The following is a 16,769-nucleotide window of genomic DNA, read 5'->3' as shown; positions in this document are numbered from 1 at the left end:
TAGGAGCGCTGTTGTGATGGGACATTACTTGATCTTCGGGCGCTCACCGAGCACCGCGCGGCCAATCCGCACGTGTGTCGCGCCATGGAGAATCGCTGCTTCCAGGTCGCCACTCATCCCCGCGGACAGGAGCGTGGCCTCCGGGTGCTGGTGGCGGAATCGTTCGGCGATCCCGGCAAGTTCGGCGAAGGATGATTCGGGGTCGGCACCCAGGGGCGCCACGGCCATCAGGCCGCACAGGTTGAGGTCGTCGGAGGCGGCCACCTGGTCGGCCAACGGCCCGAGGTCCGCCTCGGTGACACCCGCCCTGCCCTGTGCCTCACCCGGTGGGTCGAGGCTGACCTGGAGCAGTACGTCGAGGACTCGTCCGCGGGTGGCAGCGCCACGCGCCAGGCCGCCGACGAGCTTGGCCCTGTCGACCGACTCCACCACGTCGGCGTACGCCGCCACGGCGGCCGCCTTGTTGGACTGGAGGCCGCCGATGTAGTGCCAGCGGAGACCGGTGGCACGACAGTCGGCCACCTTCTGCTCGGCCTCCTGGTGGCGGTTCTCGCCGACGTCGGTGACCCCGAGACCGGCCAGCAGCTCGACGTCGGAGGCCGGGAAGAACTTGGTGACCACGGTGAGCGTGACCTCGCCGGGGTCGCGGCCAGCGGTGCGACACGCTGCGACGATGCGCTCGTTGACGGCGGCGAGGTTCGCGGCGAGCTCGGCGGCCCGCTCCCCCGTCACGGCCGGATCCTGATCAGTCCGCCGAGTCGGCCGGCTGCCGCGCCGTCGCGGCGGTAGGACCAGAGGTCGGCCTCCTCGCGCGTGCAGCGCGAGGCGTCGACGATCGTCACACCCTCGGAGACGAGCTGGGCCCGGACACCGGCCCCGATGTCGAGCGCGGGGGTGCCCCACGAGGTCTCGGCCCAGGACTCCGGCACGACAGCGGCCACGTCGGCGCGCATCGTGCCGGGCACCTCGTAGCAGCTCCCGCAGACGTGGGGTCCGATCCAGGCGGCGATCGGCCCGGCGCCCAGGTCGCGCATGGCGCGCACCGCCGCTGGAACCACTCCCGCCACGAGTCCGGGCCTGCCGGAGTGGACCGCGCCGACGACCGTGTGACGCTCGTCGGCCAGCAGGACCGGCACGCAGTCAGCGGCACGGACCAGGAGTGCGACGCCTGGCTGGGTCGTCACGATTGCGTCGGCGACCAGCTCGCGCCCGTCGTACGACGCATCGAGCACGGCGACCTCAGCACCGTGCACCTGCCGGAGCCCGACGATGCGCAGGCCGTGCTCCCCCGGGGCGAACTCGCCGGCCAGCGTGGCCAGACGTGCCGTGGCAGCGGCCTCGTCGACCTCACCCACCACTCCGTCGTCGCCCGCGGCCGGCAACGACAGGTCGAGCGTGCGGTCCGTGAAGGCGAGGTCGATGGACGCGCCACCGGCCTCGCCTCCACGTGACTCGCGGAAGGCGAACACGCGTGCTGTCTCGATCACTTCAGGAAGTCGGGGACGTCCAGATCGTCATCGTCGAACTGCACCTGGCGCGGAGCCTGGGCCGGGCGCTGCGGAGCCGACTGCTGCGGCTGCGAGGGCTGACCCGACTGGGCAGGCTGACCGGACTGCGCCGACTGACCGGACTGGGGTGCCCGCTGGGCGGGCTGTCCGGCCGGCTGGGCCGCCGGACGACTCGGCTGGGACTGCTGCTGGGGAGCCTGCTGCGCGTTGCGCTGGTTGGCCAGCGCCTGCGCAGCATTGCGGGTCTCCTGCTGGGTCTGCTGCGGCGGCTCCTGGCGACGCAGCACGGTGCCCTCGTCACGGCGCTTCGGCATGCCGCCGTCGAAGCCGGCCGCGATCACCGTGACCCGCACCTCGTCACCGAGGGCGTCGTCGATGGTGGCACCGAAGATGATGTTGGCCTCGGGGTGCACCGACTCGGCGACCAGGGCGGCCGCCTCGTTGATCTCGAAGAGGCCGAGGTCGGAGCCACCGGCGATCGAGAGCAGCACGCCGTGGGCGCCGTCGATGCTGGCCTCGAGCAGCGGGCTCGACACCGCCATCTCGGCAGCGGCGACCGAGCGGTCCTCGCCACGGGCCGAGCCGATGCCCATCAGGGCGGAGCCGGCGTTGGCCATCACGGACTTCACGTCGGCGAAGTCGAGGTTGATCAGGCCGGGCGTGGTGATCAGGTCGGTGATGCCCGAGACACCCTGCAGCAGCACCTGGTCGGCCTGCTTGAAGGCGTCGAGCATGGAGACGTTGCGGTCGCTGATGGAGAGCAACCGGTCGTTGGGGATGACGATGAGGGTGTCGACCTCTTCGCGCAGCTGCGCGATGCCCTCTTCGGCCGAGTTGGCGCGACGGCGGCCCTCGAAGGAGAACGGCCGGGTCACGACACCGATGGTCAGCGCGCCCAGTGAGCGCGCGATGCGGGCCACGACGGGAGCGCCACCGGTGCCGGTGCCACCACCCTCGCCAGCGGTCACGAACACCATGTCGGCGCCCTTGATGACCTCTTCGATCTCGTCGGCGTGGTCCTCGGCGGCCTTGCCCCCGACCTCGGGGTTCGCGCCGGCTCCGAGTCCGCGCGTGAGCTCGCGGCCGATGTCGAGCTTGACGTCGGCGTCGCTCATGAGGAGCGCCTGGGCGTCGGTGTTGATCGCGATGAACTCGACGCCCTTGAGGCCGACCTCGATCATCCGGTTGACGGCGTTGACGCCACCCCCACCGATACCCACGACCTTGATGATGGCCAGGTAGTTCTGTGCTGCTGCCACGGCGGCTGTGCCTCTCCCTGATCGGTGTCGCCCGACCGCTCCGGGTGAGAGCGATGGGCCTGTCTGTGCTGTGCCAGCCGGGTTGCGACTGGCGGTGGTGCTCGTTGGGGAAGTTCCGATCAGTCGACCTGAAACCTTAACCCTGAACTGGAGGGTTATAGTTATGTCAACCTCTCGTTGTCGAAGACAGTAGGCAGACCAGTGCGGACATTCACGCTGGACACGCCCGACACGCAGAAATTTCCGAGACTCCCAGAGGTTTCCGTGGGGATCCGGTTGCCACGGAGACGTCAAGGACGTGTCGGGCGGGGAGGGAGACCGGGTCAGCGGGTGGTGGGCTGACCGGGCACGGAGACGTCGTACACGTCGGCCTTCTGGCGCAGCAGGATGGCGATCACCTTCGCTTTGTCCTCGGACTGCTCCGCACTCCCCCACACGATCGTGCGGCCGTCGCGCAGCTTCAGGGAGATCTGGTCGACGGTGTGCAGCTCGACGTAGTCGACCTTGCGGGCGATGGTCGTCGGCAGGCTGGCCAGGACGTTGGCGCCCTCGGCGACGGCCTCGTCGACGGTGTCGTCGTCGACCTTGAGCCGCGGCAGGTTCCCGGGCATCTTCGGGTAGCTGCGGAACGCGAACCCGGTCGCGTCGATGCCCCGGTAGGTGCCCCCGCGCTCGACCACGGCCACCGCGACCCGCTCGGTCACCCGCACGAGGATGCGGTCGGGCCACTCGCGTGAGACGTCGGCGGAGGCCACGGCGGGCAGGTCCTCGAGCCGGTCCTTGATCGCGCCCATGTCGGCGCGGGCCAACGGCTCACCGGAGCGTACGTCGGCAGCGGCCAGTACCTGCTCCTCGGTGAGCAGCTTGTTGCCCTCGACGTCGACGCCCTTCACGGCGAGGACGGAGGAGAAGTAGACCAGCCAGACCCCGACCACCAGGGCGAGCGCCAGGACGGCGGAGATCACCACGAGGCGCAGCCGGAGCCATCGCCGAGCCCACTGCCTGCGCGCGAACCGCCGGCGGCTCAGCTCTTCCTCCGGCAGGTCCCTGCGGAAGGACTCAAGCACTGCCGTTTCCCTCCCGGGGAGCGAGCAGCTCGAGGACCTGCGGACCGACCTCGGTGACGTCACCGGCGCCCAGGGTCAGGACCATGTCGCCGGGTCGGGCGATCTCGACGAGCACGGCCGCCGCGTCGACCCGGTCGGGGATGAAGCGCACCGACTCGGCCGGCAGCGGGACCGCGTCGGCCACGAGCCGTCCGGTGACGTCGGGGTCGGGGTCCTCGCGGGCCACGTAGACGTCGAGCACGACCACCTCGTCGGCGACGCCGAGGGCCTCCCCCATCGCCGTACCGAAGATGCGGGTGCGGGAGACCAGGTGCGGCTGGTAGCAGACGATCAGCCGGCCCTTGCCCGCGACAGCGCGCGCGGCCTGGAGGTCGCCGGCGATCTCGACGGGGTGGTGCGCGTAGCTGTCGTAGACACGCACCCCCGCGACCTCGCCCTTGCGCTCCATGCGGCGGCGCGACCCGGTGAAGCCGGCCAGCCCCGCGGCCAGCGCGTCGAAGGCGAACCCGAGCCTCAGGCCCAGGGCCAGCGCGGCCAGTGCGTCGAGGACGTAGTGGCGTCCGGGGATCTGGAGCTCGACGGTGCCGAGCGTCTCGTCACCCTGCACGACGGTGAAGCGTGAGCTGCTGCCCTCGAAGACGAGGTCGACGGCCCGCAGGTCGGCCGCCGCGGACTCGCCCACACCGATCACCTCGCGGCCCTTGTCGCGTGCCAGGTCAGCGAGGGACGCGGCTCCTTCGTCGTCGACGCAGCAGACCAGGAATCCGTCGGTGTCGAGGGTGTCGACGAACTCGACGAACGCCGCGCGGTAGGCCTCCTCGGTGCCCCACACGTCGAGGTGGTCGGCCTCGACGTTGGTGACGATGCCGGCACGTGGCCGGTAGACCAGGAACGCACCGTCGCTCTCGTCGGCCTCGGCGACGAACAGGTGTCCGGCGCCGTCGTGGGCGTTGCTGCCGGTCTGCACGAGCACGGCACCGATGGCGTACGTCGGGTCGGCGCCGGCCTCAAGCAGGGCCATGGTCAGCAGGGACGTGGTGGTGGTCTTGCCGTGGGTGCCGGCCACGGCCAGCACCTGCTTGGCCGCCATCACGGACGCCAGCCCGGCCGACCGGGGCAGCATGCGCAGGCCGCGGCGGGTCGCCTCGAGCACCTCGGGGTTGTCCTCGCGCGCGGCGGTGGTGACCACCACGGTGTCGGCGTCACCGACGTGCTCGGCGGCGTACCCGAGGTGGCAGGTGACACCGAGTGCGCGCAGGGCAGGGAGGAAGGGGGTGTCGTTGTCGTCGCTGCCGGTGACGTGGAGGCCGCGCTGGGCCATGATCTTGGCGATGCCGGACAGGGCAGCGCCGCCGATGCCGATGAAGTGGACCCGGCCGAGCTGGTCGGCGGGCAGGAGCACGTCGGGAACCGGGATCTTCATCGCGCGGCCTCCAGGATCATGCGGGCCAGCTTCTCGTCGGCGTCCAGCGGGATCACGTGTGCCGCGGCGGCGCCCATCTGCGCCAGCCGCTCCGGGTCGGTGAGCAGTGCCGGGACGGTGGCCGAGATCCACTCGGACGTGAGTGCCTCGTCGCTGACCAGCAGCCCACCTCCGGCGTCGACCACCGGCCGGGCGTTGAGTGCCTGCTCGCCGTTGCCGATCGGCAGCGGGACGTAGATCGCGGGCAGGCCGACGCCCGAGACCTCGGTGACGGTGTTGCTGCCCGAGCGGCAGAGCACCGCGTCGGAGGCGGCGTACGCGAGGTCCATGCGGTCGACGTAGTTGACCACGACGTACGGCGTCGAGGTCTGCGGCTGGGCGAGCGTGTGCTTGGGGCCGACGATGTGGAGCACCTGGACGCCGGCCGCGGCGAAGGCCGGGGCGGCCGCGGCGACGGAGTCGTTCAGGCTGGTCGCGCCCTGCGATCCACCGGTGACCATCAGCGTCGGGAGGTCGGGGTCGAGGCCGAAGGTGGCCCGGCCCTCGGCGCGCAGGGCCTGGCGGTCGAGGGTGGCGATCATCCGCCGGATCGGCAGGCCGACGTACGTCGCGTGGCGCAGCTCGCTGTCGGGGAACGAGGTGGCCACGTGGGTGGTGAGACGGGCACCGAGACGGTTCGCGATGCCTGGCAGGGCGTTGCCCTCGTGGACCACGATCGGCACGTGCCGCTTGCGTGCGGCGAGGTAGGCCGGGACGGAGACGTAGCCGCCGAACCCGACCACGACGTCGGGACGGACCCGGTCGATCACCTCGAGGGCCGCGGCGCGTGCGGCGCGCAGCTTGCCCGGGGTACGCAGCAGGGCCTTGCCGGGACGACGGGGCAGCGGCACCCGCGGCACGAACTCCAGCGGCAGCCCGGCCTCGGGGATCAACCGGGCCTCGAGGCCCTCACGGGTGCCGAGGCAGGTGACCTCGGTGGCCGGGTCGAGGCGGCGCAGCGCATCGGCGGTTGCGAGCAGGGGTGAGGTGTGGCCGGCAGAACCTCCGCCGGCGAGAAGGACGCGCATCAATTTCCTCGACGAGTTGAACCGGCCGACAGCCCGGCCGAGCGGTTTCGCTTGCGTGCCGCCAGCGCCTTGGCAGCGTCGGGCTCGGACCGGGCGAACCCGATCAGTAGACCCAGCGCGACGAGCGACGGCAGCAGTGCGGAACCACCATAGGAGACCAGCGGTAGCGGGATGCCGACGACCGGCAGCATGGCCAGCACCATGCCGACGTTGATGATCATCTGGCCGAGCAGCCAGATGGTGATGCCGAAGGACGTGTAGCGCACGAACGGGTCGCGGGTGTGCGTGGCCACCCGGATCGCGGCGTACGCGATGGTGAGGAAGAGGGAGAGCACCAGGAGCGTGCCGACCAGGCCGAGCTCCTCACCGAGCACGGCGAAGATGAAGTCGGTGTGCGCCTCGGGCAGGTCGCCCCACTTCTGCTGGCTGGCTCCGATGCCCTGACCGAACCAGCCGCCGGTGGCCAGCGCATAGAGTCCGTGGGCCGGTTGCCAGCCCGCGTCGTGGTACTCCTTGAACGGGTCGACGAAGTTGAGCAGCCGGCCGCGGCGCTCCTCGTTGGTGGTGGCCAGGTAGAACGCCCCCACGCCGACCACCGAGATGGCCAGGGCGAACAGCCGCGCCGGGGCCCCCACCACCCACAACATGGACAGCATGATCGCCATCAGCACCAGTGCCGTGCCGAGGTCGCGCTGGAGCAGGACCAGGGCGATGACCAGGCCCATGCCCGGCACCACCGGCATCATCACGTGGTGCAGCTCGGGGAGCCGACGCTGCTTGTTGGCGTAGACGTGCGCGGCCCAGAGGATCACCGCGAGCTTGGCGATCTCGGAGGGCTGGATCGCGATCGGTCCGACGGCCAGCCAGTTGGTCTGTCCGTTGCGGGTCAGGCCCAGCGGCGTGCGGGTCAGCGCCAGCAGCAGCATCGAGCCCAACAGTGCCGGCCAGACCATCTTGCGGATGAACCGTTGTGGCATGCGGGAGGCGACGAACGCCACCGGCAGCCCGATCACCACCCACATCAGCTGGCGCTTGACGACCGCGTAGGAGTCGCCGTTCTCGCGGTAGGAGTAGACGCTCGAGGCCGACATCACCATGATCAGCCCGATGGTGAGCAGCAGTGCGGACGCACCGAGCAGCAGGTAGTAGGACGTCAACGGCCGGTCCAGGGCGCCGCGGATGAGGCTGATCCGGTCGGCCAGGGCCTCGATGAACCGGGCCGGGCCGGAACGACGACGGGACTGCGTACGACGGGACTGGCGGGCCGGCGACCCGACAGCCGACTCACGCTCGGTCGTCGTACTGGCCACCTGTGCCCCTCCGGTCATTCCTGTCGTGCGACGTGGCGGTGAACCGCCTCTGCAAACCTGTCTCCGCGTTCGCCGTAGTTGGCGAACATGTCCATGGAGGCACAGCCCGGTGCCAGCAGCACCGTGTCGCCCGGCTGAGCCAGGCCCACGGCGGCAGCCACCACCTCGTCCATGGGTGAATCCTGCGCCCCAGTCTCCCCGGCACCGATCTCGATGACGGGCACATCCGGTGCGTGTCGCGAAAGGGCGTCGGCGATCACATGGCGGTCGGCTCCGAGGAGTACGACGCCACGCAGGCGCGGGTGCACCTTCTTCACGAGGTCCTCGAACCGGGCCCCCTTGGCCAGCCCTCCGGCCACCCAGACCACGTGGTCATAGGCCTGCAGCGAGGACTGGGCGGCGTGCGGGTTGGTCGCCTTCGAGTCGTCGACCCACTCGACCTCGTCGTGGACGGCGACCAGGGCGATGCGGTGCCCGTCGGGCCGGAAGGCGCGCAACCCGTCACGGACGGCGGTCTGCGAGACTCCGTGCGCCCGGGCCAGGGCCGCGGCGGCGAGGGCGTTGGCCACGAAGTGCGGCGCCGGCGAGGCGAGGTCGGCGATCGTGCAGAGCTCGGCGGCGCTGCTCCCGCGCTGCTCGATGAAGGCCCGGTCGACCAGCATGTCCTCGACCACCCCGAGCATCCCGACGCCAGGCATGCCGAGGGTGAACCCGATCGCGCGGGCGCCTTCTTCGACGTCGGCCTCGCGGACGAGCTCCTCCGTGGCCGGGTCGGCGAGGTTGTAGACGCAGGCCTTCTGCACGTGTTCGTAGATGCGACCCTTGTCGGCGGCGTAGTCGGCCATCGGGTCGTCGCCGTCGTACCAGTCGAGGTGGTCCTCGGCGAGGTTGAGCACCACCGACGACTCGGCCCGCATGGACGACGTGTAGTGCAGCTGGAAGCTGGAGAGCTCGACGGCGAACACGTCGTACGGCTCGGGGTCCATGACGGCTTCCACGATCGGCAGCCCGACGTTGCCGACCGCGACACTGCGCAGCCCGGCCGCCTTCAGGATCGAGTCGAGCATCTGCACGGTCGTGGTCTTGCCGTTGGTGCCGGTCACCGCCAGCCAGGGCGCCGCGTGGGCGGGGTCGCGCAGCCGCCAGGCCAGCTCGACCTCGCCCCAGACGGGTACGCCGCGCTCCCCCGCCTGGGCCAGCAGTGGGGCGTCCGGACGCCATCCGGGCGACGTGACCAGAAGGTCGACGTCGTCGGGCAGGGTGGCCGTGGTGCCCGCACCCAGGCGGATGTCGGCGCCGAGGCTGCGCAACAGCTCGGCCTTCTCCTCCTTGCCGTCGGGCTTCTCGTCCATCGCGATCACGGTGGCACCGAGGAAGAGCAGGTTGTCGGCGGCCGCGAAACCGGAGACGCCGAACCCGGCGACGGCCACGCGGACCCCCTGCCAGGAGTCGTGACGGCCGAGGGCGTCGAGGTTCACGTACCGGCCACCCATTCAGCGTAGAAGATGCCGAGGCCGGTGGCGACGCAGAGACCGGTGATGATCCAGAAGCGGATCACGACGGTGACCTGCTCCCAGCCGATCATCTCGAAGTGGTGGTGGATCGGCGCGATCCGGAACACCCGGTGACCGGCCTTGACCCGGAACACCGAGCGGAACAGGCCGCTGGCGCGGCTGACCTTGAAGACGCTCACCTGGATGATCACGGAGAGCGTCTCCACCACGAAGAGCCCACCGACGATCAGCAGCAGCAGCTCCGTGCGGGTCAGGATGGCCAGGCCGGCGAGGGCGCCGCCGAGGGCCAGGGAGCCGGTGTCGCCCATGAAGATCTGCGCCGGCGAGGCGTTCCACCAGAGGAACCCGAAGCAGGCGCCGGTGATGGCCGCGGCGATGACGGCCAGGTCGAGCGGGTCACGCACCTCGTAGCAGCGGCCGTAGGTGATGTCGTTCTGCCCGCACCACTGGTTGTTCTGCCAGATGTTGACCAGCGTGTAGGCACCGAAGACCATGACGGACGCCCCCGCGGCCAGGCCGTCGAGCCCGTCGGCGAGGTTGACCGCGTTGCTGGTGCCGGTCACGATCACCCAGATCAGCAGGATCACGAGGATCGAGGGCAGCACGAAGCCGGTGTCGCGGATGAACGAGATGTGCGTCGAGGCGGGCGTGCGTCCACGGTCGTCCTCGAGCCAGGGAGAGAGCGCCAGCACACCGAAGACGAGGGCGATCAGGGTCTGCCCGATCATCTTCGCCTTGCTGCGCAGGCCCAGGTTGCGCTGCTTGTAGATCTTGATGAAGTCGTCGAGGAAGCCGACCAGGCCGAGCCCGACGAAGAGGAACAGCAGCAGCAGCGCGGAGGCCGAGGGCAGGTCCTGGGTGACCAGCTTGGCGAACGCGTAGCCCATGACGCTGGCGAAGATGATGACGGTGCCACCCATGGTCGGGGTGCCCCGCTTGGTGTGGTGGCTGGTCGGGCCGTCCTCGCGGATCTCCTGGCCGTAGCCCTTGGCCGACAGCACCTTGATCGCGTAGCGGGTGCCGATCAGGGACAGCAGCAGCGCGAGCCCTCCACTGAGCAGGATCGCTCTCATTCCTGCTTCTCCTCCACGTGTTCGGGCTCCGGCCCGGTGTCCTGTGCTGGCTGGTCCGGTGAGGACCGGCGTGTGACTCTAGGGCCCAACTGCTGCGCGATCCATTCGAGCGCCGCCCCGCGCGAGGCCTTCACGAGCACGACGTCGTCGGCGACCATGTTCTCGCGCAACCATGCCAGAGCGGCAGCCCGGTCCGCGACGTACAACGCCGCGGAGGGGCCGGGTGTGACGTTCGCCGCTCCCTCGAGCACGGCCCGGGCAGCCTCGCCGACCACGAGCAGTACGTCGACGCCGGCCCGGGCGGCATGCTCCCCCAGGTCGCGGTGGTCGCCCTCGGCACCGGCTCCGAGCTCGCGCATCTCCCCCAGCACGGCGATGCTCCGCCCGCCGCGACGCCCGGCAATGGCCAGCAGCGCGGAGATCGCGGCGCGCATCGAGGCCGGGTTGGCGTTGTAGGCGTCGTTGACGACCACCGGTCCGTCGGGCAGCTCGTGCAGCTCCATGCGCCACGGCGACAGGCTGGTCGCCGCGGACAGCCCGGTCGCGATGTCGACCGCCGAGAGTCCTGCCGCGTGGGCCATGGCCGCCGCGGCGGCTGCGTTGTGGAGCTGGTGCTCCCCGGTCTGGCGCAGGGTGACCGGATGCCGCTCACCGGCGATCTCGAGTACGGCGGACGCGCGGTCGAGGTCGTCGTACGTCGTGTCGTGCCAGGTGACGTCGGGGGCACCGGAGAGCCCGAAGCGGACCACCCGGGCGGCCGTGCGCGAGCCCATCACGGAGGTCAGCTCGTCGTCGGCGTTGATCACTGCGACCCCGTCGGCGGGCAGCGCTTCGAGGATCTCGCCCTTGGCCACCGCGATCGCCTCGCGCGAGCCGAACTCCCCCACATGGGCGGTCCCGACGTTGAGCACGGCCGCGATCGTGGGCGGTGCGACGTCGCAGAGGTAGGTGATGTGGCCGATGCCCCGGGCACCCATCTCGACGACCAGGAACCGGGTGTCGGTGGTGGCCCGCAGTGCGGTCAGCGGCACCCCGAGCTCGTTGTTGAGGTTGCCGAGGGTGGCCACGGTGGGTCCGGCCGCGGCCAGCACCTGGGCCAGGTAGTCCTTGGTGCCGGTCTTGCCCTGGCTGCCGGTCATCGCGAGCACGGTGAGGCCGGGCAGCGCGTCGAGCACGTGCCGGGCCAGCCGACCCAGGGCGACCACCGGGTCGGCGACGACGACCGTCGGCACGTCCGTGGCCCGGGAGCCGAGGACCGCAGCGGCACCGGCCGCCACCGCACCGGCGGCGTAGTCGTGGCCGTCGACCCGCTCGCCGACGACGGCGACGAAGAGTCCGCCGGGCTCGACCTGCCGACTGTCGAGGAAGGCAGGGGCGGAGACGACCACGGCGGGGTCGCCGGCCACCTCGCCGTCGACGGCTTCGGCGATCTGGGCCAGCGTGAGGGCGATCATCGGGTGGCCTCTTCGCGGACGACCTCGCGGTCGTCGAAGGGGTGCACCACTCCGTCGACCTCCTGGCCGGTCTCGTGGCCCTTGCCGGCGACCAGCACGATGTCGCCGAAGCGGGCCCGGGCCAGTGCCTCGCGAATGGCCTCGCGGCGGTTGCCGATCTCGAGCACCTCGGCAGGGCCTGCTGTCGTGCCGGCCAGCACCTCGGACCGGATCGCCGCGGGATCCTCGGAGCGTGGGTTGTCGTCGGTGACGATCACGACGTCGGCCAGCCGCGCGGCGATCTCGCCCATCACGGGTCGCTTGCCGGTGTCGCGGTCGCCGCCGGCCCCGATCACGATGATCAGCTGCCCGTCCGTCAGTGGCCGCAGGGTGCGCAGTGCGGCCTCGACGGCGTCCGGTTTGTGCGCGTAGTCGACGACCACGCTGTAGCCGTGGGGCACAGCCACCTGCTCGAGCCGTCCCGGCACGCCGCTCCCCCGGGCCATCGCGCCGGCGACCGTGGTGACGTCGTACCCGACCTCGGCGGTGGCCGCGATCGCGGCGAGCGCGTTGGCGACGTTGAAGTCGCCGGGGATCGGCACCGACGTGCGGACACGTAGGTCGCCCGGGCCGACCACCGTGAACGAGGAGCCGTCGGGGGCCAGGTCGATGTCGACGGCCCGCCAGTCGGCCTTCGGGTCGACGAGGCTGAACGAGCGCATCGGGATGGTTGCCTCGGCAAGCAGGCGTCGACCGTGCTCGTCGTCGAGGTTGACCAGGCCGAGGCGGGCACGTTCGGGCGTGAACAGCGACGCCTTGGCAGCGAAGTAGCTCTCCACGTCGTGGTGGAAGTCGAGGTGGTCGCGACCCAGGTTCGTGAAGACCGCGACGTCGAACACGACGCCGTCGACCCGCCCCATCACGAGGGCGTGGCTGGAGACCTCCATCGCGCAGGCCTCGACCCCGCGTTCGCGCATCATCGCGAACAGGCCGTGCAGGTCGGGCGCCTCCGGCGTGGTCAACGAGGTCTTGATCTCGTCACCGTCGAGGCGCGTGCCGACGGTGCCGATCACCGCCGCGTGCACGCCCGCGCCCTGCAGCGCCACCTCGGCGAGGCGCGTGGTGGTGGTCTTGCCCTGGGTGCCGGTGACCGCGATCATCCGCATGCTCCGGGCCGGCTCGTCGTGCAGGCGCGCGGCCAGCCGACCGAGGCGGGCCCGCGGCTCGTCGACGACCAGCACCGGGATGTCGAGGTCGGCCAGGAGCGCTCCCCCTGCCTCGTCGGTCAGCACCGCCACGGCACCCGCCGCCACCGCGTCGGCGGCGTACGACGCCCCGTGGACGCGCGCACCTGGGAGGGCCGCGTAGAGGTCGCCGGGCAGGACCCGGTGGGAGCTCAGGGAGATGCCGGTGACCGCGGACTGATCGGTCGCCTCGACGCCGAGCCAGCCGGCCACCTCCGACAGCGGGGTCTGTCGCGGTTCAGCGGGCCGCGTCGCCCTCAGTTCCTTGTCGCTCACCACGGCGCGAGGCTATCGCGCAGCGCTGGCCGGCCCTCCGCGACGTCACCGTCGCAGGTCACCACTCGACCGGGAGGGTGGTGGGGCTGGTGCCGGTGGGGGCGACGCCGTACTTGCGCAGCAGGTAGGTCATCACCTTGCGGAACACCGGGCCGGCGGCCGCGCCACCGCCCTGGCCGTTGCGCGGGTTCTGGATGACGACGTAGACGGTGAAGCGCGGGGCGTCGGCCGGCGCGAACCCGCCGAACGAGACGGTGAAGGTGCCGTCGTAGCAGGCGCACTCCTTGCCGACGCGCTGGGCGGTTCCGGTCTTGCCAGCCACCCGGTAGCCGGTGATGGCGCTGGTCGGCGCGATGCCGTCCACCGGGTCGGTGACCAGCTCCATCATCTCGGAGGTCTGCCGTGCGGCGTCCTCGCTGACGACGCGGCGGGTGGTCGAGGTGGAGGTGCCGACCTTCGTGCCGTCGTCGGTGACCGCCGAGCCCTTGATGATGTTGGGGTCGACGTGGATGCCGCCGTTGGCGATGGTGTTGACCGCCGCCGCCATCTGGACGGCGTTCACGCTCAGGCCCTGGCCGAACGCGATGTTGTCCTGGCCGAGCTGCCCCCACGAGGACGGGTCGGGGAGCCGGCCGCCGCTCTCGCCACGCACCCCGATGTTCGTGCGCTGGCCCAGGCCGAACGCGGTCAGGTAGGCGTGCAGCTGCTCCGGGGTGAACTGGCGCGCGGACAGGGCGGTGCCGATGTTGGAGGACTTCGACAGTGCGCCGGCGGCGGTCAGGTGGATCGTCTCGTGGTCCCAGTGGTCGTGGATCGGCGCGCCCTGGCTCTCGAGGACCGGGGGCACGGTGATCGGCGTGCGCGGGGTGATCTTGCCGGCGTCGATCAGTGAGGCGAAGGTGAGCACCTTCTCCACCGAACCGGGCTCGTAGGGGTCGCTGGTGGCCCGTGAGCCGAGGTTGCGCTTCGGCGACTCCAGCGGCTCGTTCGCGTTGTACGACGGGTAGTCGGCGTCGGCCAGGATCTCGCCGGTCTCGACGTTCATCGCGATCGCGGTGCCCGAGTCGGCCTTGGCGCCGCGGACCGCCTCACGCAGCACCCGCTGGGTGAAGAACTGCACGTCGCGCTCGATGGTGAGCTGGAGGTCCTGCCCGTCGACCGGCTTGACCGTGTTGTTGGTGCCGAGCGGGATGCGGTTGCCGCCACCCACCTCGTAGGTGGTCTCGCCGTCGACGCCGGAGAGCTGCTTGTCGAAGGTGCGCTCGAAGCCGGCCAGGGCCTCGTCCTCGCCGAGGAACCCGATGAGGTTCGCGGCGATGTCGTCGGCCGGATAGTCGCGCATCGGGTCACGCTCGGTGGTGAGTCCCTTGTAGCCCTTCTCCTCGAGCGCGTCGACGACCCGGCGGGCCTTGGTGGAGGGCACCCGCCGGGCGATGTACTGGTAGCGGGTGTCGTCCTTGCGGAGCCTGCCCAGCGTCGCGAAGTAGTCGATGCCGAGCTCCTGGGAGAGGTAGGACGCGATCGGTCCGGCGTTCTCCTCGGTCATCTGCGGGTCGGCGATGATCCGCAACCCGTCGACCGTGCTGGCCAGCTCGACCCCGTTGCGGTCGACGATGGCACCGCGCGCGGCGGGCAGGTCGACGGTCTGGACACCCTCGCGTGCGGCCATCGCGGCGTACGCGTGCGGGTCGATGCCCTGGAGCTGCAGCAGCCGGGCACCGAACGCGGAGAGCACCATCGCGATCACCACGAAGCCGAACCGCAGCCGGAACAGGGCGGACCCGCGGGCCGGTGCCCGTGTGGTCTGGGGTCGAAGGCTCAACGGGTGCTCCCGTCTCCCTGGCTGGTGGTCGACGAGTCATTCCTACCCGAGCCGCTGTTCCGCTTTGCCTCGGCACGCCGCTCCGCCGCGGTCTTCCGCTTCACCTTGATGATCACCGGGTCGGGGTCGAGCGCCTTCGGCTTGCGGGCCTCGGGCGGGCGCACGTCGTACGCGTCGGCGGCCGAGGCCGGGATCGGGTTGCCGATCACCTTGCCGTCCTGCAGCTTGATGAACGCGGGATTCATCGCCGGCACCATGCCGTAGCGCTGGGCCTCCTCGGCCAGGCGCTGGGGCGCGCGCAGCTCCTCCAGCTCCATCTGGAGTCCCTGCTCGCGGGCGGTGAGCTCGCTGGCCTGCTGCTCGAGGTCGGTGGCGGCGAACGAGTTCTGCTGCATGTTGGTGTTGAACATGAGGAGCCCCACCACGCCGGCCACCAGCAGGAGGCTGACCAGGGTGACGAACGGCACCCGCGGGGTGCGGGTGCGCAGCCGGGGTACGACGCTGAGACGGGCGCGCTCGACCGCGGCCTCGGCAATGCGTTGGACACGAACCCGGCTCTGGGGAAGAGGGCTGCTCATGAGGAGGCTCCTGTGTCTCGAAGTCGTTCTATGGCACGAAGGCGGACCGATGCGGCCCGCGGGTTGTCGGAGAGCTCGGGCTCACGGGCCTTCTCGGCGCCGCGGGTGACGGTCCGGAAGGTGGGCTCGTGGCCGGCGGGGACGAACGGCATGTCCGGCGGTACGTCGGTGCTGGTGGCCGCCGTGAACGCGTGCTTGACCAGCCGGTCCTCCAGCGAGTGGTAGGCCTCGACGACCACGCGACCGCCCACTCCCACCGCGTCGATCGCGGCCGGAATCGCACGGCGCAGCACGTTCAGCTCGTCGTTGACCTCGATGCGCAGGCCCTGGAAGGTGCGCTTCGCGGGGTGTCCGCCGGTCCGCCGGGCAGGTGCCGGAATCGCGGTGTACAGCAGCTCGACGAGTCGGGCCGAGGTCGTGAACGGCTCCTTCTCGCGCTCGCGCACGATGTGCTGGGCGATCCGGCGGGCGAACTTCTCCTCGCCGTAGTCGCGCAGGATGCGGGTCAGCTCCTCCACCGGGTAGGTGTTGAGCACGTCTGCGGCGGTGGGGCCCTCGGTGTCGTTCATCCGCATGTCGAGCGGCGCGTCCTGGGCGTAGGCGAAGCCGCGCTCCCGGACGTCGAGCTGCATCGAGGAGACCCCGAGGTCGAAGAGCACCGCGTCGACATGGTCCAGTCCCTGCTCGTCGAGCACCCGCGGGATCTCGTCGTACACGGCGTGCACGAGCGTCACCCGGTCGCCGTACGGCGCGAGTCGCTCACCGGCCATGGCCAGGGCGTTGGGGTCTCGGTCGATGCCGAGCAACCGGGCCTGCGGGCAGGCCTCGAGCACGGCCTCGCTGTGTCCGCCGAGGCCGAGGGTGGCGTCGATGAACGTGGCGCCGGGCCGATCGAGGGAAGGCGACATCAGAGCGACGACCCGATCCAGGAGGACCGGGACGTGGCGGGGGCTGGTCATGGAATCCCTGGCCTACCGACCGAGTGACATCAGGAGTAGGAGCGCGACGGTCAGGGTCACCGAGACCCCGGCGGAGAAGGCCATCAACGCGACCACGTCGCGGGCCCGGTCGCGCACCCGAGGTGTCGCGTGCGGCGTGCCGCTGACACTCATGCTCATGGTTCGACCCCTGGCTCATTGATTGCGTGTGGTGCTGGTGCTGCGGGTGCTGGATCGCAGGGCCAGGTCCCTGCCCG

The 16,769-nt window shown here is 70.9% G+C and carries 15 protein-coding genes; all 15 read right to left on the bottom strand.

All coding sequences use genetic code 11. The annotated features are described in order from the left end of the window. Positions 1-24: 24 nt before the first annotated feature. Positions 25-732 (bottom strand): YggS family pyridoxal phosphate-dependent enzyme, encoded by a 708-nt coding sequence (locus ASD66_RS09905; protein ID WP_056676810.1) that lies wholly within the window; start codon positions 730-732, stop codon positions 25-27. Continuing rightward, positions 729-1,487 (bottom strand): polyphenol oxidase family protein, encoded by a 759-nt coding sequence (locus tag ASD66_RS09900; protein WP_235530037.1) that lies wholly within the window; start codon positions 1,485-1,487, stop codon positions 729-731. The genes ASD66_RS09905 and ASD66_RS09900 overlap by 4 nt, the downstream gene beginning before the upstream one ends. Then, on the bottom strand, positions 1,484-2,767 hold the full coding sequence (ftsZ, locus tag ASD66_RS09895; RefSeq protein WP_056676805.1) for a cell division protein FtsZ: 1,284 nt from the start codon (positions 2,765-2,767) through the stop codon (positions 1,484-1,486). Before ftsZ ends, ASD66_RS09900 begins: the two co-directional genes overlap by 4 nt. Positions 2,768-3,090: 323 nt before the next feature. Further along, positions 3,091-3,834: a cell division protein FtsQ/DivIB gene (locus tag ASD66_RS09890; protein WP_235530036.1), complete on the bottom strand. Its 744-nt coding sequence runs from the start codon at positions 3,832-3,834 to the stop codon at positions 3,091-3,093. Beyond that, positions 3,827-5,257, bottom strand: coding sequence for a UDP-N-acetylmuramate--L-alanine ligase (murC, locus tag ASD66_RS09885; RefSeq protein WP_056890837.1), 1,431 nt, complete (start codon positions 5,255-5,257; stop codon positions 3,827-3,829). Before murC ends, ASD66_RS09890 begins: the two co-directional genes overlap by 8 nt. Beyond that, positions 5,254-6,324: an undecaprenyldiphospho-muramoylpentapeptide beta-N-acetylglucosaminyltransferase gene (gene murG, locus ASD66_RS09880; RefSeq protein ID WP_056890836.1), complete on the bottom strand. Its 1,071-nt coding sequence runs from the start codon at positions 6,322-6,324 to the stop codon at positions 5,254-5,256. Before murG ends, murC begins: the two co-directional genes overlap by 4 nt. Further along, positions 6,324-7,634: a putative lipid II flippase FtsW gene (gene ftsW / locus ASD66_RS09875; protein ID WP_235530035.1), complete on the bottom strand. Its 1,311-nt coding sequence runs from the start codon at positions 7,632-7,634 to the stop codon at positions 6,324-6,326. The genes murG and ftsW overlap by 1 nt, the downstream gene beginning before the upstream one ends. Before the next feature lie 14 nt (positions 7,635-7,648). Further along, on the bottom strand, positions 7,649-9,127 hold the full coding sequence (gene murD, locus ASD66_RS09870; RefSeq protein WP_056890835.1) for a UDP-N-acetylmuramoyl-L-alanine--D-glutamate ligase: 1,479 nt from the start codon (positions 9,125-9,127) through the stop codon (positions 7,649-7,651). After that, positions 9,109-10,221, bottom strand: a complete 1,113-nt coding sequence (mraY, locus tag ASD66_RS09865; RefSeq protein ID WP_056890834.1) for a phospho-N-acetylmuramoyl-pentapeptide-transferase — start codon at positions 10,219-10,221, stop codon at positions 9,109-9,111. The genes murD and mraY overlap by 19 nt, the downstream gene beginning before the upstream one ends. Then, positions 10,218-11,675: a UDP-N-acetylmuramoyl-tripeptide--D-alanyl-D-alanine ligase gene (locus ASD66_RS09860; protein ID WP_082599430.1), complete on the bottom strand. Its 1,458-nt coding sequence runs from the start codon at positions 11,673-11,675 to the stop codon at positions 10,218-10,220. The genes mraY and ASD66_RS09860 overlap by 4 nt, the downstream gene beginning before the upstream one ends. Continuing rightward, positions 11,672-13,111, bottom strand: coding sequence for a UDP-N-acetylmuramoyl-L-alanyl-D-glutamate--2,6-diaminopimelate ligase (locus ASD66_RS09855; RefSeq protein ID WP_321163508.1), 1,440 nt, complete (start codon positions 13,109-13,111; stop codon positions 11,672-11,674). Before ASD66_RS09855 ends, ASD66_RS09860 begins: the two co-directional genes overlap by 4 nt. Before the next feature lie 121 nt (positions 13,112-13,232). Beyond that, positions 13,233-14,996 (bottom strand): peptidoglycan D,D-transpeptidase FtsI family protein, encoded by a 1,764-nt coding sequence (locus tag ASD66_RS09850; RefSeq protein ID WP_235530033.1) that lies wholly within the window; start codon positions 14,994-14,996, stop codon positions 13,233-13,235. Next, a complete protein-coding gene (locus ASD66_RS09845) occupies positions 14,993-15,574 on the bottom strand; it encodes a hypothetical protein (protein ID WP_056890832.1) in 582 nt (193 codons plus the stop codon). Before ASD66_RS09845 ends, ASD66_RS09850 begins: the two co-directional genes overlap by 4 nt. Continuing rightward, positions 15,571-16,533 (bottom strand): 16S rRNA (cytosine(1402)-N(4))-methyltransferase RsmH, encoded by a 963-nt coding sequence (rsmH, locus tag ASD66_RS09840; protein ID WP_056676787.1) that lies wholly within the window; start codon positions 16,531-16,533, stop codon positions 15,571-15,573. The genes ASD66_RS09845 and rsmH overlap by 4 nt, the downstream gene beginning before the upstream one ends. A 12-nt stretch (positions 16,534-16,545) precedes the next feature. Further along, positions 16,546-16,692: a hypothetical protein gene (locus tag ASD66_RS24415; protein ID WP_156388623.1), complete on the bottom strand. Its 147-nt coding sequence runs from the start codon at positions 16,690-16,692 to the stop codon at positions 16,546-16,548. Positions 16,693-16,769: the final 77 nt, after the last annotated feature.

The sequence above is a fragment of the Nocardioides sp. Root151 genome, assembly GCF_001427925.1.
Lineage (GTDB): Bacteria > Actinomycetota > Actinomycetes > Propionibacteriales > Nocardioidaceae > Nocardioides.
This window is presented reverse-complemented; position numbering and strand designations above follow the sequence as displayed.